The organism is Gloeotrichia echinulata CP02, assembly GCA_038087035.1.
Taxonomy (GTDB): domain Bacteria; phylum Cyanobacteriota; class Cyanobacteriia; order Cyanobacteriales; family Nostocaceae; genus Gloeotrichia; species Gloeotrichia echinulata.
In genome coordinates, this window is the sequence record CP051187.1 from 4,165,106 (window position 1) to 4,182,684 (window position 17,579).

General features: G+C 44.2%; 16 protein-coding genes, 1 tRNA gene and 1 other annotated feature. Of the genes, 13 read left to right on the forward strand and 4 right to left on the reverse strand.

Annotation, left to right across the window (positions count from 1 at the left end):
- The first annotated feature begins 166 nt into the window (after positions 1–166).
- Positions 167–817, forward strand: coding sequence for a Uma2 family endonuclease (locus HEQ19_18385; GenBank protein ID WYM01164.1), 651 nt, complete (start codon positions 167–169; stop codon positions 815–817).
- Between the two features lie 960 nt (positions 818–1,777).
- Positions 1,778–2,344 carry a Uma2 family endonuclease gene (locus HEQ19_18395; GenBank protein ID WYM01165.1) on the forward strand — a complete coding sequence of 189 codons (567 nt, stop codon included), beginning with the start codon at positions 1,778–1,780 and terminating at the stop codon, positions 2,342–2,344.
- A gap of 165 nt (positions 2,345–2,509) precedes the next feature.
- Here HEQ19_18395 and HEQ19_18400 read toward each other — a convergent pair whose 3' ends face one another.
- Positions 2,510–2,851, reverse strand: a complete 342-nt coding sequence (locus HEQ19_18400; protein WYM01166.1) for an RNA-binding protein — start codon at positions 2,849–2,851, stop codon at positions 2,510–2,512.
- A gap of 176 nt (positions 2,852–3,027) precedes the next feature.
- Complete coding sequence (locus HEQ19_18405; GenBank protein WYM01167.1) at positions 3,028–3,594, reverse strand: phycobiliprotein lyase; 567 nt, start codon at positions 3,592–3,594, stop codon at positions 3,028–3,030.
- Between the two features lie 583 nt (positions 3,595–4,177).
- On the opposite strand from HEQ19_18405, the gene HEQ19_18410 reads away from it, so the two are divergent.
- On the forward strand, positions 4,178–5,617 hold the full coding sequence (locus tag HEQ19_18410) for an efflux RND transporter periplasmic adaptor subunit (protein WYM01168.1): 1,440 nt from the start codon (positions 4,178–4,180) through the stop codon (positions 5,615–5,617).
- A complete protein-coding gene (locus HEQ19_18415) occupies positions 5,614–8,817 on the forward strand; it encodes an efflux RND transporter permease subunit (protein WYM01169.1) in 3,204 nt (1,067 codons plus the stop codon). Before HEQ19_18410 ends, HEQ19_18415 begins: the two co-directional genes overlap by 4 nt.
- 471 nt (positions 8,818–9,288) lie before the next feature.
- Here HEQ19_18415 and HEQ19_18420 read toward each other — a convergent pair whose 3' ends face one another.
- Positions 9,289–10,275: a glycosyltransferase family 2 protein gene (locus HEQ19_18420; protein WYM01170.1), complete on the reverse strand. Its 987-nt coding sequence runs from the start codon at positions 10,273–10,275 to the stop codon at positions 9,289–9,291.
- A 316-nt stretch (positions 10,276–10,591) separates the two neighbouring features.
- Here HEQ19_18420 and rplS point away from each other — a divergent pair, with 316 nt between their 5' ends.
- The 9 genes from rplS to rplL all read left to right on the forward strand — a co-directional run bounded on the left by rplS (position 10,592) and on the right by rplL (position 15,519).
- Complete coding sequence (gene rplS, locus HEQ19_18425; protein ID WYM01171.1) at positions 10,592–10,954, forward strand: 50S ribosomal protein L19; 363 nt, start codon at positions 10,592–10,594, stop codon at positions 10,952–10,954.
- A 148-nt stretch (positions 10,955–11,102) separates the two neighbouring features.
- A tRNA-Trp gene (locus tag HEQ19_18430) sits at positions 11,103–11,175 on the forward strand.
- 310 nt (positions 11,176–11,485) lie between these two features.
- Positions 11,486–11,647, forward strand: a complete 162-nt coding sequence (locus tag HEQ19_18435) for a transposase (protein WZI66956.1) — start codon at positions 11,486–11,488, stop codon at positions 11,645–11,647.
- A 328-nt stretch (positions 11,648–11,975) separates the two neighbouring features.
- Entirely contained in the window at positions 11,976–12,197 is a 222-nt protein-coding gene (gene secE, locus HEQ19_18440) for a preprotein translocase subunit SecE (protein WYM01172.1), read from the forward strand.
- Complete coding sequence (nusG, locus tag HEQ19_18445; protein WYM01173.1) at positions 12,197–12,829, forward strand: transcription termination/antitermination protein NusG; 633 nt, start codon at positions 12,197–12,199, stop codon at positions 12,827–12,829. Before secE ends, nusG begins: the two co-directional genes overlap by 1 nt.
- Positions 12,830–12,835: 6 nt before the next feature.
- Positions 12,836–13,261 carry a 50S ribosomal protein L11 gene (rplK, locus tag HEQ19_18450; protein ID WYM01174.1) on the forward strand — a complete coding sequence of 142 codons (426 nt, stop codon included), beginning with the start codon at positions 12,836–12,838 and terminating at the stop codon, positions 13,259–13,261.
- A 189-nt stretch (positions 13,262–13,450) separates the two neighbouring features.
- Complete coding sequence (rplA, locus tag HEQ19_18455; GenBank protein WYM01175.1) at positions 13,451–14,167, forward strand: 50S ribosomal protein L1; 717 nt, start codon at positions 13,451–13,453, stop codon at positions 14,165–14,167.
- Positions 14,168–14,265: 98 nt separating this feature from the next.
- Positions 14,266–14,434 (forward strand) — a sequence feature (ribosomal protein L10 leader region).
- 34 nt (positions 14,435–14,468) lie between these two features.
- Complete coding sequence (gene rplJ / locus HEQ19_18460; GenBank protein WYM03495.1) at positions 14,469–15,035, forward strand: 50S ribosomal protein L10; 567 nt, start codon at positions 14,469–14,471, stop codon at positions 15,033–15,035.
- A gap of 91 nt (positions 15,036–15,126) precedes the next feature.
- Entirely contained in the window at positions 15,127–15,519 is a 393-nt protein-coding gene (gene rplL / locus HEQ19_18465; GenBank protein ID WYM01176.1) for a 50S ribosomal protein L7/L12, read from the forward strand.
- 101 nt (positions 15,520–15,620) lie between these two features.
- Here rplL and HEQ19_18470 read toward each other — a convergent pair whose 3' ends face one another.
- Positions 15,621–17,438, reverse strand: coding sequence for a protein kinase (locus tag HEQ19_18470; protein WYM01177.1), 1,818 nt, complete (start codon positions 17,436–17,438; stop codon positions 15,621–15,623).
- Between the last annotated feature and the right edge of the window lie 141 nt (positions 17,439–17,579).

Below are 17,579 nucleotides of genomic sequence, written 5' to 3' on the forward strand. Positions count from 1 at the left end.
ATCAAACGACGCCAAAAAACCTGATTTTCCCGTGCGATGAGGCCGTAAACCTACCATTCGCCAGTGATATCCGATTATATGTAGGGGCGCAAGGCCTTGCGCCCGCGCCCCGAAATATCATCAAACGACGCCAAAAATTAGCAGCTTTGCTTTGAGGAATCTATTCATGACTCAAGCCTTACCCAAATTAGTCACATTTGAGGAATTCGTTGCTTGGTATCCAGAAAACCCACAACGACGTTATGAGCTGCATGATGGAGTAATTATTGAAATGGCACCACCGACCGGCGACCATGAAGAAGTTACAGGATTTTTAGTCAGAAAACTGAGTGTGGAAATAGATCGATTAAATCTTCCCTATCTCATACCAAAAACAGCACTAGTCAAACCACTAGAACATCAATCTGCTTATTCACCAGATGTGCTGCTAATAAATCAGCCTAATTTAGTAAATGAACCTCTCTGGAAAAAAGAGTCAACTCTTACTCAACCAGCATCAATTCCTTTGGTTGTCGAAGTTGTCAGCACTAACTGGCGAGATGATTACCTAAAAAAATACGCTGATTATGTTGGGCGAAGCCCTTCCCGAAGGGTGGAAATGGGGATTCCCGAATCTTGGATTGTAGACTACGCTGCACTAGGTGGTAGAGAATTTATCGGTAAGCCTAAACAACCGACTATCTTGGTTTGCAGTTTGGAAGAAGGGGAATATCGCGTGACTAAATTTCGCGGTGATGACCTAATTCAATCTCCCACATTTCCCGAACTTAATTTGACCGCACAGCAGATTTTTCAGGCTGGAGTTGTGACAACATAGCTATAGCAATCCTGCTTCTTTAACCCAGTTAGAGGCACTTGGCGAGGATCTGTTAGATTTTACAAGTATTGATGACACTTCGGCTACGCTCAGTGACCACTTGCTAAATTGGTCAGAAGCAAATCAACCAGAGTAGGCATTTTGTGATATATCGATTGCACTCGTCCATATTTGTGCTATAATTACAATCCTCACAATTAGGCTAATTTAAAACTAAGTTTTATTTTAAATACTCCAGATGAGGCATAGCCTCACAGACAGCCAAGCGGGTAAAGCTGCTTTATCATTCGCCAGAGGCTGGGAACGAGCAAAATTTTCGTTACGAGTCAAAACGGTTTAACTCTATCATTCGCCAGAGGCTGGGAACGAGCAAACGAGCAAAAGCACCAGAAGACCAATCTGCTGATTTACTAAATGAGATTTACATTGTTTGGCAAACAAGTTATAATATAATCATGCATGGAAGATGAAAAAGCCCAAGTACTGATTGGCGTCAGTACCTGGGCGTGTCAAAATTAACATTAGAATGCTTCAAGGCAGTTAAGCTGCTTTACTGTTGAGAAAAAAACAAGCGGAATTAACTCTCTAACTAGTTAGAGCTAGTTAAAGATTTATTTTTTACGTGTTAGTTTCTCGATTATTTTCTCGATGGAATTTACTATGGATTCGATTGATTTTATTGAATCCGAAAAATTCGGCGATGCCATATTGTTGAAAATAAATGCCACCACTAGTAGAATTGCCAGTACTAGAATTGGCAAAATCCAAAGGTATTCAATCATGAAAAATTTTCCTCCTTTGAGGTTATGTTCTTTGATTTGAGTAGAAAATAAATAGCATTAGCCTCGTGCCCATATATAACTACGGGCTGTATTTTGCTGTCTATTTAATACCTTTTCTAATATACCATCATTCCAAGGATATGGATATTCTGTTATTTTCAGCAAATATTCATTCGTAATGAATACAGTGATCCTCAATCTAGATCCCATTGTTCACCTCAGCGATGAGCAATTTTATCAACTCTGTATGGCGAATCGGGATGTAAACTTAGAACAAAGCGCTGCTGGAGAGTTGTTGATAATTGTGGCACCGGTGGGAGGGGAAAGCGGTAATCGTGAAGCGGAGTTGATTACCGATTTGAATATTTGGAATCGCCAAACCAAATTAGGCAAAGTTTTTAGTTCCTCCACAATATTTAGACTTCCCAACGGCGCGAAACGCTCACCGGATGCTGCTTGGGTAAAATTAGAACGATGGGAAGCACTAACTGCAGAAGAACAGAAAAAATTCCCGCCACTCACGCCAGATTTTGTCATTGAGTTGAGATCGGAAACTGACAGCATCAAAACTCTGCAAGAAAAAATGCAAGAGTATGTAGAAAATGGTTTGCGTTTGGGTTGGCTGATTAATCTTCAACAACAGCAGGTAGAAATTTACCGATTAGGACAACCTGTAGAGGTAGTTGAAATTCCAGCGCTACTTTCTGGCGAAGAAGTTTTACCTGGCTTTGAGTTGCAGGTGTGAACATCTTATATTGTTACATCGAAAAAGCTCAAGCAACCTTGCCTGAGCCTCTACCAAATTAAATTAAGTCACTAAGACTGAATATAAAAAAGCATAAACTGTTTTTAGTCGCGCTTTGCAGCTAAAGCGGTACTATGAACTAAATCAAGAAATTTTAAGTCTTGTTTAGTAGCGGTTACCACGGCCACCGCCACCACCACCACCACCATAGCCACCACGGCCACCGCCACCACCACCAAAGGAGCCGCCTCTATCGCCTCTGTCTTCTTTGGGCTTGGCTTTGTTCACTTTCAAGTCACGGCCTAACCATTCAGCACCATCAAGGGCTTGAATAGCAGCTTGTTCTTCAGCATCGGTACCCATTTCCACGAAAGCAAAGCCGCGCACGCGACCTGTTTCACGGTCTGTAGGTATTTGAACACGTTTCACTTCGCCATACTCTTTAAACACTTCTGTCAAAGCGTCTTGTGTAACTTGGTAGGAAAGGTTGCCTACATATATAGACATAGAATATCTCCAAAATCAACAGTAGTGTGTAGAGATTGAGATTTCGGAGAGAAGTCTGTAAATACCACAAGGAAAAAGCCTGTCAATACTAACAAAAAAAACCACCGCCGAATCAATTCTCACTTTCTATGTTAACATATGCGCTGACTATTTAGGCAAGGAGTGGGAAAAAAAATTTATAAGAAATTATGTTTAATTGCTTCCCCATCCATACGTTTTTCTAAATACTGACCAATCATCAACTGCTGACCAGCGCGGGAGATGATTGTCTGTCTGGTGCGGTATTGACTGCCGATCAGCTTTAACTCTTCTTCAAACACAGAACCATTATACTCACTTCGTAAACACAGTGTTTGGGCTTTGGGAAAATAATATTCGGCGGTGACTGGCCTTGGTGTGGCAAAACCGCGATCGCGATACAAAATGTTTCCCAGAACACCAAATAGCGTTGAACCTTTGGACTCGTGCCTTTGGGTGAGTGAATTCGTGCTTTCCCAGATGACTTCTGCACCACAGATTAAGCTAACTGAATCTGGCAAATCGTGCATCAAAGCCAGTTTCTGCAATTCCTCAGCGCCCTGTCCTAAAAAGCGGATGGTGATGATACTGACTATTTCTTTGGTGTCTCCCTCAAGGAGGGTGTAATAACGCCGTTGCGATCGCCATTGACCCACTGATGAAAGGAAAAATTCTGTTATCTGGGCTTCGTCGGTGGTTAGTGCAACATGTTGCGGTGATATCACTTGTAATTTCCCTCACCTAACGTGAATCAAAATTCGGCTTAATATCTTATCTAGGTAAAAAGCACAATATTAGTTTAACATTCTTAATTTAGTGAAAAAGCCGCATAATTTCTAGTCGTTTTGCTACAGTTAGCCATTTAGCCAAAAATCAACATAGTCGCTCAAGGTAGAAGCCAGGATAGAAAAACCCCATCGCTTCCATAGATACAAGTGTGATTGGGGTTAAATTCAAGGTAACGAAAAAATATTTATACTAAATTTATAATTTCATTAGGTGCGCTGAAATTATTTGCCTGTGATGATTTTGTTTTCCAAGGAAAGTATTATTTCAGACGAAAAGTGGTTCTAGGCGCAAGGGCTTGCGCCCCGGAAGATCATTCAAAGACGCCAAAAACCCTGATTTTTGCGTACTGTGACGGTTCAGAAATACCATTTGCGACTCAGTGTCCTTGTAGGGAAGGAGCGTTGATTTTTCCAGATAGCGTGAAAACTCAGCGCCTGTTCACCTGATTAGAATCTATCGGCATTACTTGGTAATACACGGCTGTTTGAGACCAAAAACTCCCCTATAAAAGGAAAATAAATGATTTCGGACGTAAAAATGCTGCAAAAACAGGTAAAATTGCCAGATGCCACAGTCCCAAGCCAGGTAATTAACATCCAGTTACAGCAAAAAGACTTAGGCGATGGGCGTAAAGCTTCAACCCTATCTATATTGTTAGTTGCGTCTTGGCTAGGGTTAGGACTACTGACAGCCAGTTGTGGATCACTACCGAAGGAATCAGCTGACGCGCAATCCCAACGGCGTGGTAGTGGGGGCGGTGGTGATCGTGCAACACCTGTAGATGTAGCGATCGCCCGTAGTGAGTTACTGCGCCAACAACCAGATTATATAGGTACGACCACAGCATTTCGCACCGTGTCACTGCGATCGCAAGCTGAAGGGCGACTATTGAGCTTGAATCTAGATGTGGGAGATACCGTTACACAAGGGCAAAACGTCGGACAGTTAGATGATGCCCTGTTATTAACCGCATTAAAGCAAGCAGAAGCCGAACTAGCAGCCCGCAAATCTGAAGTAGCAAAGGCGACAAATCAAGTTAGTAATGCCCGCGCTGAGGTAGAACAAAGACGGCTAGAAGTTGTCCAAGCCCAAGCAGACTCACAACGCCAGCAGAAACTACTCAAAGAGGGAGCGATCGCCGCACAAGCCGCCGAACAAGCACAGACTAAAGTCCAAACATCAATCCAAGTGCTGCGAGCGGCTACAGAGCAAGTGCGTACAGAACAGCAAGCTGTCGCCGCCGCCCAAGGAAGAGTATTAGTCCAACAAGCAGCGGTAGCCCAAGCTAAAGAACGCCGTTCTTACACTCGGCTAACATCGCCGATTACAGGCGTGATTACAGAAAAGGTAACAGAACCGGGCAATCTTTTGCAAGCAGGTAATGAAGTCTTAAAAATTGCCGACTTCAGCCGTGTCAAAGTTGTCGTCCAAGTTTCCGAATTAGAACTAGCAAACATTCAAGTGGGACAGTCTGTACAAGTACGCTTAGATGCCTTCCCCCAACAAACATTAATTGGGAGAGTGACGCGCATTTCCCCAGTAGCTGATGCAACCGCCCGTCTAGTGCCGATAGAGGTAGTAATTCCCAACATTCAAGCCAAAATTGGCAGCGGACTGCTAGGGCGTGTCAATTTTCAAACCCAGTCACGACCACAAGTCATCATACCGCAAACAGCTATTCAGCAAACACAAGGGGCTAGAGGCGAGAAGCAATCCCAGACAGAAAAAGAAAATCAGAATGGCAAAGTATTTGTAGTCACAGAAGCAGCAGGTAAAACCAAAGTGATAGCCCGTGCTGTTGTCCTAGGCAAAAGAGCCGATAGCCGAGTAGAAATTATCACCGGCTTGGAACCAGGAGAGCGCTATGTAGTCCGCAGCGGTAAGCCGTTAAAAGATGGAGACGCCGTGCGCCTGTCGATTCTTTCCGAGAAACCACAGTCGAAAGGCAATAACAAATGACAAACAGCTTTAGTCTCAGTGCGATCTCAATTCGCCAACACATCGGCACACTCATGCTCACTCTAGCCGTGTTGGTCTTGGGTATATTCTTTATCATAAGACTGCCAGTAGATTTACTCCCTTCAATTACCTATCCCAGAATTGGCGTGCGGATACAAGCGCCCGGAGTCTCGCCAGAAGTAGCAGTAGATGAAGTCACCAAGCCATTAGAAGAAGCCTTTGCTGCCACCGAAGGGGTACTACAGGTTTTTTCGCAAACCCGTGAAGGACAGGTAAGTTTGGATTTATACTTCCAACCTGGAGGCAATATTGACCAAGCCCTTAACGATGCTACAGCTGCCTTTAACAGAGCCAGAGGTAATTTACCAGACACCATTGAAACACCGCGCCTATTCAAAGTCGATCCTTCCCAGTTACCTGTTTACGAATTAGCATTAACTTCGCCCTCATTAACAGGCGTTGATTTGCGGGTTTTTGCTGAAGAAGAACTAGCCCGCGAACTAGGTGTAGTCCCCGGAGTCGCAGGGGTAGCGGTATCGGGAGGAGTGAAAGAAGAAGTCAGGGTGAATATTGATTTGGATCGCTTACAAGCTTTGGGTGTGGGTTTGACCGATGTTCTCGATGACCTGAGAGACCGCAACCAAGATATTTCGGGTGGTCGGATTTTGGGGCAGAATTCTGAGCCTTTAACCCGTACTGTGGGACGATTCCAAAATGCTGATGAAATCAGCAACCTGTCTTTTACGGTTCCCCGTCCCCAGTCCCTTGTCCCCAGTCCCCGTGTCTACTTGCGGGATTTTGCCCAAGTCATTGATGGTGCAGAAAAACAACGGGTGTATGTCTTGCTCAATGGGCAAGAAGCAGTTAAAGTCAGCATCCAAAAGCAGCCAGATGCGAATACAGTGACTGTAGTGGATGGTGTAAAAAAGCGTATACAAGAACTGAAAAAATCTGGTGTATTTCCTGATGGGACAGTTCTCACACCTACCTTGGATGAGTCGCGGTTTATTCGCAATTCCTTAGCTGATTTGACCAATGCTGCTATTTCAGGAGCATTATTAGCAGCAGCAGCAGTATTGTTGTTTCTCGGTTCGCTGCGACAAGCATTTATTATTTCTTTGGCCATTCCCTTATGTACCCTAGCGGCAATAATTTTGATGAAGCAGTTTAACTTGTCCTTAAATATTTTTAGTTTAGGCGGGTTAGCGCTGGGAATTGGACAAGCAATTGATACTTCAGTCGTGATTTTAGAGAACATGGCTGTGAGGGCGGGGATGAATTTTGGTAAAGATGCCCAAACTCAGTTAACACCAGAAAGGATGATAGCCACAGCGATTTCATCTTCCCAAGAGGTAGAATCGTCGCTAATTGCTTCCACTGCTGCCAATTTAATCTCTGTGTTGCCATTTTTGCTCATCGGTGGCTTTATTTCGCTGCTATTTAATGAGCTAATTTTGACCATTAGTTTTGCCGTTGCAGCTTCCTTATTGGTAGCACTTACCATCGTACCAATGCTAGCTTCCCGGCTATTTGCTATTAAATGGTCAAGTCGGATTAATCGGTTTTGGCTATTGCGCCAGTTTAATTCCAGTTTTGCGGCAGCGACACAGGGCTATGCTCGCAATTTAAGTTGGGTAGTAAGCCACAGGCTCATCGTCATTGCGATCGCCATTATCCTACTCGGCGGCGCAAGTTGGTGGATGGCACCCCAAATACCCCAAGAAATTTTGCCCCGAATTAACACCGGACAAGCTAACTTAATTGCCCAGTTTCCTCCCGGTACACCCCTAGAAACTAACCAAAAAGTTATGAAGGCGGTGGATGACATTCTCCGCAAGCAACCAGACACAGAATATATTTTTTCTACCGTTGGTGGTTCCTTATTTGGAACGAATACCAATGCAAATCCCCTCAGAAGTTCTAGCACCATTACCCTGAAACCGGGAACAGATGTGGAAGCTTATATTGAACGAGTCACGCCAAAATTTAACCGGCTCAATTTAGCAGGAATTCGGCTAAGGCTTGCTCCTGGTCAAGTGCGGGGTTTAATTCTCAATAATTCCCCTGTACGCAATGCTGATGTTGACATTATCCTGCAGGGAAATGAAGATTATACCTTAGAACAAGCAGGTCGTCAAGTATTAGCAGCCTTAGAAGAGCAAGCTACCCTAGTCAGATTCCGTCCCGATGCAGATGCTCGTCAACCGGAAATTCAGATTCGTCCAGACTGGGAGCGGGTTGCAGCTTTAGGGTTGAATACTAAAGATATTGGCGAAACCATTCAAACAGCGATCGCAGGTAGTATCCCAACCCAGCTACAACGTGATAACCGTTTGGTGGATGTCCGGGTAAAATTGAACGAAACATCAGTCCAAGCCCCATCCCAATTGCAAAGATTACCATTGTTTGTAGACAACAATCGCCAAGTCCGCTTAAGCGATGTCGCCACAATCGTCGAAGCCCAAGCACCGGGAGAAGTTCAGCGAATTAATCAGCGTCAGGTTTTTTTAATTGCTGGTAACTTAAGTGAGGGAGCCAGTCTCAGTGATGCCCTAGCACAAGTCAATAGCGTGCTAAATAGTCTAGAGCTACCCGCAGGTGTCACGATTCTCCCCAGTTCAGCACTGGAATCTAATCAACAATTGCAAAATTCACTGCAGCTTTTAGGAGGATTAGCTACCTTTTTAGTTTTTGTGGTCATGGCAGTACAATATAACTCCCTCATTGACCCATTGGTAATTATGTTGACAATTCCCTTAGCATTAGCTGGGGGTATTTTCGGTCTTTACATCACCAAAAGTGCCATTGGGGCAACAGTAATCGTTGGTGCTGTTTTATTAGTAGGTATTGTAGTTAACAATGCCATCATCATGATAGAACTGGCAAATCAAATTCGCGAAGGGGACAAAGTTGACCGCAAAACAGCGATTTTGCAAGCAGCACCACAACGCCTACGTCCAGTGTTAATGACTACAATTACCACAGTTTTAGGGATGTTTCCCCTAGCCTTGGGCATTGGCGAAGGCGCAGAATTTCTCCAACCATTGGGTATAGTAGTATTTTCAGGTTTGTCCTTAGCAACATTGCTGACACTATTTATCATCCCCTGTTTTTATACACTACTGCACGATTTTCTGGCTTGGGGTTGGGTGAAACCAGTGTTAAGCCGACTGGGTGTATGGCACAAAAGGTTTAGCTAAGGGTGCTAAGACCGAAAGAAAATATTCACAAAAACATCACGGGTCGTGTGGAAGCCACTTGGCAATAGATGCGTGGAGGAAACACGCCACGGTTGGTTTTAACAAGCGTGGAAAATGATATAATCAAATTGTGAGTAGGAATAACCATCTACGTGTTGAAGTGTTTTGTAAGGAGTAACCCCTAATTTACCTCGCAAGAGCACAAGTTGCGACTCTGGGTAAACAAGTAATGGGAAAACATGGAGCGTACCTAACTGGCGTTGTGATGGACTCGGAAAACAAAAAAAAGAAAATTTTGCGCAATTGCAATACCTGTGTTATTGGTAATTGTTTTGAGCGTCTAGGGGGATATTTGACTATCCCTTTTAAGCAAGTCTTAAAGAATCTGCGTGTCTTCTCACTCGGGGAGACGCCAAGGGCGAGCAGACCGCAGAGTGTCAAAAAGCCGGAGTTTTTGGGAATTTTCAGTCCCTAACCGCCTATTTCTTCCGCAATCCCCAATTCCCAATCCCCAATCCCTTTGATCAACACAAATTTTTGAATACCAGCATGGCGACGGTTGATGCGGCGAGACAAAATAGCACTCAGCAGTATCCACCAAGCCACCACAGAAAACATAGCTGGATATACCATAGCCGAAAAATTCTTTAGCCTACCTTGCTTCAGTGCCACTATAGACCAGTGTAATTTTACGTAAAGTCTGATATTTTCTAAGCTAGGCATGTGAGAGCGGTGCTTTTGATTCACCAAGGCGTAAATCTTCTCCTTCATCAAAATATTCATATTGAGCCGCCGAGTCGGGGAAAACTTATAATTATAAGCACCAGCCCAAATTGTGCGGTAGGCAAGACATTGATTGAGAAAAATAGCATCACCAAATTGAGCAATCCGAATCCAAGAGTCAATATCATCACAATTAGCATCCAGTTGGGAATCCCAACCACCAGTTTCCAAGAAAGTCTTACGGCTACAAGCTACTTGAGCAGGAGTACCAAAGGGTACAAGCTCTAAGAGCATACCGTAGTGAATATCTGCCTGTGGAATATAAAAGGCTAACCCAGGGCCAAATTGCGGGGTACGGCTGATTTCGACTTCATGACTATCCACCTGCGCCGCAACACAAGAGCAAATAACAGCGTTAGAATGAAGTGCGATCGCCCTGGCCATTTCTTCTAGACAATTGGGTGCTAGGTAGTCGTCATCGTCCAAAAACTTAATCCAGTCGCCAGTAGCTGTTTCAACTCCAGCATTCACGGTAGCTGCATGACCTTTGTTAACCTGATGACGATGGTAAACCACGGAGTTACCTAAACTTTTGACATAGGTTTCAGTTTCATCAGAGGAACAGTCATCAACCACCACGACCTCACACTTCATCGTCTGGTTGAGAACTGAGTCAATTGCTCGTCGCAGCAAGTCTAACCGATTATAGGTGCTAATAACGACACTAAACTTCATAAATCTCAGACCGATATAAATAAAATTTCTGCAAAAAACATCTTTATCTATCGATAAAATCAACTTATTAGCGCTTTTTGCCGTTCATAACTGCTGTGTAAGTAGGCATGAGCAAGCACAAAAAATGTTAATGATTACACCATTTATAACCTGGTTACGCCGCCGATGATGGGTTGGACTCGGCTAAGAGTCAACCGTCAACAATTAGGCATTTGTATGATAGGTTACAGAAAAAACAACATTTTCAAATTACTAGACTACGAGACAGTGATAGATTTATGATTAATGATCGTGAGTTTTTTAAACCAGACAGGCTATGAGCGCTCAAGAAATCATCCGCGCAATTGAGGCGGAACAGCTAAAGTCGAATCTGCCCGACATCTATGTGGGCGATACAGTCAAAGTCGGTGTCAAAATCAAAGAAGGCGATAAATACCGCGTACAACCATACGAAGGCGTAGTGATTGCTAAACGTAATGGCGGCATTAACGAAACAATTACAGTGCGGCGGGTATTTCAAGGCGTCGGCGTCGAACGGGTGTTTTTATTGCATTCACCCCGCATTGACAACATCAAAGTATTGCGTCGTGGTAAGGTACGGCGTGCTAAACTTTATTATCTCCGTCAGCGCGTTGGTAAAGCGACTCGGATCAAACAACGGTTTGACCGTCCTTTATAATTCGCTGATCTTTGTATGCAGCGAGAAAAATTAGAAAGCGGCATTTGCCGCTGACTTGTTTCCTGGAGAAAATTAAGCTAGAATAAAAACTGCAATTGCGTTAAACTAAAAAAAGTTCAGCGCAATCACTGAATCCAAGACAGTTTGTGCGCTCTTAGTTCAGTTGGTAGAACGCAGGTCTCCAAAACCTGATGTCGGGGGTTCAAGTCCTCCAGGGCGCGCTCAAAAGCAAAAACAAAGCCCGAAACAAGAACACATCTGCTAACATAGCAGCTAGTGCTGATGATTTCGGGTATATTTGTTTGTCAGCTTTGATGCTCCCATGTACGTGGGATATGAGTTAACCGATTTTGGATTCACGATACCCGGATTTTAGATTGACACCACCCGCAAGGGGTTAGTAACTGTAACTTAATTTATGCTCACCTCTACTCATTGCTACTCATTTTCGGGGGGAGATGCAATGAGTTGGTCAACAAGATACACTGATGCAATTAATTGAAAAGCTGGTAATATGGTTCAAAGCTTGTAGTGGTTGACCGATGGTTCCCATACAGCAAAACCTGCTCTCATTGTGGAACCAAAAAAGAAACACTCACCTTGAATGAGCGAGTGTTTGAATGCGGTAACTGCGGCTTGATGATTGACCGAGATTTAAACGCAGCAATCAATTTGAGTCAAGCTGTCAGTTAGACAGTTTTAGCCTGTGGACTGGTTAACGCCGACGTTGCCAGAATGTTCGCTCTTAGCGTTCCCGGAGGGTAGCGGGAAGTAAGCATCAAACTACATAACATGAGTAGATTTATCTATTTGTGAGTAGTTATGAATAGGTCTTATGTAACGGGAACTAACCCCTAAATTGTGGATTGAATAAAGAAACTCTCACAATTGAAAATCCCTGGGCGGTGTAAAAATCTCAAATCTCAAATCTCAAATCTCAAATTGGTACTCAAGCTGTAAACCTGGATAAAAATTAGCAGCATTTAGTTTAGCTGTAGAAAGAACAGGGGGATAAACGGCCGTGGCCAAAAAAAATGCAGCGGAAATCCCAGAGAACACAAATGGGTTTAGCTTGAACAACTTCTTCCAGGGAACTAAAGAAGAACTTGATAAAGTTGTTTGGCCTAGTCGTCAGCAGCTGGTGAGTGAATCAGCAGCGGTGTTGTTAATGGTGACACTCTCCGCATCTTTGATATATTTGGTCGATGGATTGTTTGCTTGGGCAGCAAAACAGGTGTTCTGATGACTTTTGCAACAGATGAACCGCGTAACTCGATGTTGGAGTCAGAGGAAAGCACAGAAGCAGCACTCAAAGAAGCACGGTGGTATGCGGTGCAAGTAGCCTCTGGCTGTGAAAAGCGTGTGAAGACAAACTTAGAGCAGCGCATTCAAACCTTCGATGTCGCTGACAGAATCATCCAGGTAGAAATTCCACACACGCCAGCGATGAAAATCCGCAAGGATGGTAGTCGCCAGCATACAGAAGAAAAGGTTTTCCCTGGTTATGTGCTAGTGCGGATGATCCTGAATGATGATACCTGGCAGGTAGTGCGAAATACCTCCCATGTAATTAATTTTGTGGGAGCAGAACAAAAACGTGGCACCGGCAAAGGTCGCGGTCACGTTAAACCAGTACCTCTGGGTCATTCAGAAGTAGAACGCATTTTCAAACAAACCAGTGAACAGGAGCCAGTTCTCAAAATTGATATGGTGGCTGGTGATAAGATCATGGTGCTTTCAGGTCCGTTTAAAGACTTTGAAGGCGAGGTGATTGAAGTCAGTCCAGAACGGAGTAAACTTAAAGCTTTGCTCTCGATTTTTGGACGGGATACACCAGTAGAGTTGGAATTTAATCAGGTAGAGAAACAGAGCTAATAGACAATGGCGAAAAAAGTCGTAGCGGTCATTAAACTGGCCCTGAATGCTGGTAAAGCCAACCCAGCACCGCCAGTTGGTCCTGCTTTGGGTCAACATGGCGTCAACATCATGATGTTCTGCAAAGAGTACAACGCCAAAACAGCAGATCAAGCTGGGATGGTAATACCAGTAGAAATTTCGGTTTATGAAGACCGGAGTTTTACATTTGTACTCAAAACCCCACCAGCATCAGTATTGATTCGCAAGGCGGCGAAAATTGAACGCGGCTCGAATGAACCCAACAAAAAGAAAGTTGGGAAGATTACGACAGCGCAATTGCGAGAAATAGCCCAAACTAAACTTCCTGACCTCAATGCCAATGATATCGATGCGGCAATGAAGATTGTGGCAGGTACTGCTAAAAATATGGGTGTAACAGTAGCTGATTAGTCATTAGTCATTGGTCATTGGTAATTGGTAATTGGTCATTGGTCATTGGTCATTGGTCATTGGTTAGTGGTTAAAACCAAAAAACAACAAATGACAAAGGACAAATGACAAATGACAAAGGACAAAGGACAAATAACTAAACTTATCGGGGGAGAGGCGAAGCTTCGTAATTAACCCCAGGAGAGAAAAATGGGAAAGAAAGTATCACGTCGCTTGCAGGGACTGCAAGCAAAAGTAGAAGATAGGGACTATGCACCCCTAGATGCTTTATCTCTTTTGAAAGAGACAGCAACAGCCAAATTCGCCGAAGCCGCAGAAGCACATATTCGGTTGGGGATTGATCCAAAGTATACAGACCAGCAGTTACGGACAACGGTAGCACTGCCCAAAGGGACAGGACAAATCGTTAGAGTTGCAGTAATTGCACGAGGTGAGAAAGTAACGGAAGCTACCAATGCTGGGGCTGATATTGCTGGGTCAGAAGAACTGATTGACCAAATTCAAAAGGGCATGATGGACTTTGACAAGCTGATTGCCACACCAGATGTGATGCCACAGGTGGCAAAGCTGGGTAAGTTACTAGGGCCTCGTGGTTTGATGCCATCGCCCAAAGGTGGGACAGTGACATTTGACCTAGCAAGTGCGATCGCCGAATTCAAAGCTGGTAAATTAGAATTCCGGGCTGATCGAACAGGTATTGTCCATGTTATGTTTGGTAAGGCAACCTTCACGCCGGAAGATTTGTTAGTCAACCTCAAGGCGTTACAAGAGACAATAGACCGTAACCGACCTTCAGGAGCCAAAGGTCGTTATTGGCGCACATTTTACGTGTCTGCCACAATGGGACCATCGATTAAAGTCGATATCAGCGCCCTACGGGATTTGAAACTGAGTGAAGCAGCATAATTTTGGTCATTGGTCATTAGTCATTGGTCATTAGTCATTGGTCATTATTTTTTAACAAAGGACAAATGACAACTGACAACTGACAACTAACAAAGGACAAAATTCAAGAAGCAAAGCCAAAGACAGCAGGAGCTAATAGCTTAAATATCCTGCCGAGGTTGAAGCTCTAATTGCCGAAAGTGCCACCTGTAATGGTGTGATCACTATGGCATTAGCAGTCTTACTACTAAACCCCGGCGAAGAAAGCTGGGGTTTGTTGTTTGGGAAAATCGATGATTTTGCCCTGGGAGGTGAATCGAGTATGGGTAGAACGCTAGAAAACAAAAAAGAGATTGTAGCTGACCTAAAAGAAACCTTAAGTGAGTCAACTTTGGCACTGGTAATTGATTACCAAGGTCTAACAGTTGCCGAAATCACTGACTTAAGGCGGCGGCTACGTCCGAGTGGCACTGTGTGCAAAGTGACTAAAAACACTTTCATGGGGATTGCTATTCAAGATGACGAAAAATGGCAGCCACTGTCAGAATTACTCAAAGGTTCTTCTGCCTTTTTGTTAGTCAAAGATGATTTCTCATCTGCTATTAAGGCTTATCAAGATTTCCAGAAAGCGTCCAAGAAGACAGAACTTCGTGGCGGCGTTATGGAAGGTCGCCTGCTCAAAGAGCCAGATGTTAAGGCATTAGGAGACTTACCATCTAAGGAACAACTCATCGCGCAAATTGCTGGAGCGATCAACGCCTTGGCTACCAAGATTGCTGTGGGTATCAACGAAGTTCCTGGTTCTCTGGCTCGGTCTTTGCAAGCTGTGGCGGATAAAGACAAGGGCGATAGTGCTGAAAGTGCTGACAGCGCTGATAGCGCTTCCTAGTTATTAGTTATTAGTCGTCAGTGAAAAAAAAATAACAACTGACAACTGACAACTGACAAATGACAAGTGACAAATCAAAGGAGTTATATCAATGTCTACTGCAACCGATCAAATTCTCGAACAACTGAAATCTCTAACTTTGCTCGAAGCTTCTGAATTAGTTAAGCAAATCGAAGAAGCTTTTGGCGTTAGTGCTGCTGCACCCGTTGGTGGCATGATGATGATGGCAGGTCCTGGTGCTGCTGCACCGGCTGAAGAAGTTGTTGAACAAACCGAGTTCGACGTAATTCTCGAATCAGTACCAGCCGATAAGAAGATTGCTGTGCTGAAGATTGTACGGGAAATCACAGGTTTAGGTCTCAAAGAAGCAAAAGACTTGGTAGAAGCTGCGCCTAAAGCAGTTAAGGAAGCGATCGCTAAAGATGCTGCTGAAGACGCTAAGAAGCGGATCGAAGAAGCTGGCGGTAAGGTAACTATCAAGTAGGCTGGGGCATGGGGCATGGGGCATGGAGAGATGAGGAAGTAATTTTCCCAATGCTCAATCCCCAATCCCCAATCCCCAATCCCCAATCCCCAATCCCCATTTCAACACTGTTTAGCGTCAGAGGGATTCACGAAATCGTGTAAATCCGCATCCCAAATACTAATGTAAATAAAATCACATTGTTGACGGACAATCTGTCCCTTGACTGAACCTTTGGTAAAAGTAAAATTATCGGTTTGACGCTGTTGTATCTGTTGTAGTCCCTGCTTAATGTCTTCCGTAGCTTTACCGCCTAATAATCCCTTCAACGTGTCCTGCATTACCTGCGGATCTACTGATTGGGCAAAAGCTGCCTCGGTTTGGCGCAGCGCTCCACTGTCACGATCAAATAGGTAACCAAGGTCTATTTGGTTTGGTACTACTCTATAAGTAACAGCACGGGTATTGGGCCAAAGGCCTTTTAAATCTCTTTTTGGCTTGCCGAGAACAGCTTCTACACGGTTTCTTGATGTACCTGTAGGAAATGCGGGAATGTTCTGCTTAATACTATTACTAACTAATTTACGCGGCTGAGTCTGTGGTGCTACAGTTACCTCTGGTTTAGGAACAGTAGGCTGGGGACTCTCTATTTTTGGTTGTGGCGCTAATGTTGCTATTGGCGTAGGAGTATCAGAAATTACTGGCTCAGTTGTTGGCTGTGGTGTGGATACTACAGGGGGGTTCGGGTTGACTGGGGGACGTGAAATGGGCAAAGGTGCAGGAATTACTCGCAGAGTTGGTGGTGGTGAAGTTGGTGCAATGACAATTGGGGACGGTTGGGCAGGAATGGGGGTATCAACAGGTTCAGAACTGGCGCTGAAAGATTCTGGTGAGGGACTGGAATTTGTGGTAATGGGTGTTTCGGGGGTTGGCTGGCGAGTGATGCTAGAAATGGCTACGGCGCCAATCAAGCCACCTACGAGTAAACTGCCGAAAATCCCAGCTGGCTTTTGCCAGTTTCTTGGAGGAATGATTTGCCGTGGAGCCAATGGTTCGGTTTTTGGCTGGGATGGTGCGGTCGTGGGAGGGATGGTGACTGTGTTTTGTGATACATGGCTGGCGGACTGCAAGGCATATAGCATTTTACTGGCAGTAGTGTAGCGATCGCTCGCATGGGGTTTAATGGCTTGAGTGAGTACCATTGCCAAATTGCGAGAGATGTTAGGCGCATAATGCTGCCAAAGTATTTCTCCAGTTTGCTGGTGAGTTTCTAGTTCTTGCGGGTGTTTACCAGTCAACAGATAGATCGCAGTCAAAGCCAAGCTGTAGATGTCTGTGGCATAAACTGGGCGTCCTAGGGCTTGTTCGCTGGGCATATATCCAGGCGTACCAATCACCATTGATTGTGTATGGTATCCAGAAGTACTTACCACTGAACGAATGGTTTCCTTGACTGCACCAAAGTCAATTAAAACTGGTTTGCCATCAATGGAGCGAATAATAATATTATCAGGTTTAATATCTCGGTGAATAATGCCTTTACTGTGGATATATTCCAAGACTGACAGCAATCTGACGAGAATTTGGCGGACAGCAGTTTCGCTTTGATATCCTTGGTCTTGGACAAACTGTCTAAGGGTTTGACCATGAATCCATTCCTGGACTAGATAAAATTGCCCATTTTCAGAAAAGTACGCGTAAAGTTCAGGAATTTGGTCACTACTTTTGCCTAGATTCTCTAAAGTGGCTGCTTCGCGTTCAAACCGCTTTTGAATAAAGTTGTAGGTTTGCGGGTCGTTGGTAATTGGTTTGAGTTGCTTGATGACACAAGAACGGCGAGAAGGCATATGGGTATCTTCTGCCAGAAAGGTTTCGCCAAACCCACCTGCACCGATTACCTGTGTAACTTGATAGCGATTGTTCAGCAGTGTTGTTTTCATGACAGGATTACAAGCGATCGCCCTTTACAAATGTACATCAGATTTTCTGACGTGGTAGAGATGGGATGTATCCCGTTGTTTGGGCTGCGCTTGTAGATAATAATTCAATACAGTTCAGTTAGGCTCGAATGATATACACTG

Excerpts from the sequence above, each read along its gene's own strand:
- HEQ19_18385 (WYM01164.1), top strand. The coding sequence starts at position 167 with ATGACTCAAGCCTTACCCAAATTAGTCACATTTGAGGAATTCGTTGCT.
- HEQ19_18395 (WYM01165.1), top strand. The coding sequence starts at position 1,778 with ATGAATACAGTGATCCTCAATCTAGATCCCATTGTTCACCTCAGCGAT.
- HEQ19_18400 (WYM01166.1), bottom strand. The coding sequence starts at position 2,851 with ATGTCTATATATGTAGGCAACCTTTCCTACCAAGTTACACAAGACGCT.
- HEQ19_18410 (WYM01168.1), top strand. The coding sequence starts at position 4,178 with ATGATTTCGGACGTAAAAATGCTGCAAAAACAGGTAAAATTGCCAGAT.
- HEQ19_18415 (WYM01169.1), top strand. The coding sequence starts at position 5,614 with ATGACAAACAGCTTTAGTCTCAGTGCGATCTCAATTCGCCAACACATC.
- HEQ19_18420 (WYM01170.1), bottom strand. The coding sequence starts at position 10,275 with ATGAAGTTTAGTGTCGTTATTAGCACCTATAATCGGTTAGACTTGCTG.
- rplS (WYM01171.1), top strand. The coding sequence starts at position 10,592 with ATGAGCGCTCAAGAAATCATCCGCGCAATTGAGGCGGAACAGCTAAAG.
- nusG (WYM01173.1), top strand. The coding sequence starts at position 12,197 with ATGACTTTTGCAACAGATGAACCGCGTAACTCGATGTTGGAGTCAGAG.
- rplK (WYM01174.1), top strand. The coding sequence starts at position 12,836 with ATGGCGAAAAAAGTCGTAGCGGTCATTAAACTGGCCCTGAATGCTGGT.
- rplA (WYM01175.1), top strand. The coding sequence starts at position 13,451 with ATGGGAAAGAAAGTATCACGTCGCTTGCAGGGACTGCAAGCAAAAGTA.
- rplJ (WYM03495.1), top strand. The coding sequence starts at position 14,469 with ATGGGTAGAACGCTAGAAAACAAAAAAGAGATTGTAGCTGACCTAAAA.
- rplL (WYM01176.1), top strand. The coding sequence starts at position 15,127 with ATGTCTACTGCAACCGATCAAATTCTCGAACAACTGAAATCTCTAACT.
- HEQ19_18470 (WYM01177.1), bottom strand. The coding sequence starts at position 17,438 with ATGAAAACAACACTGCTGAACAATCGCTATCAAGTTACACAGGTAATC.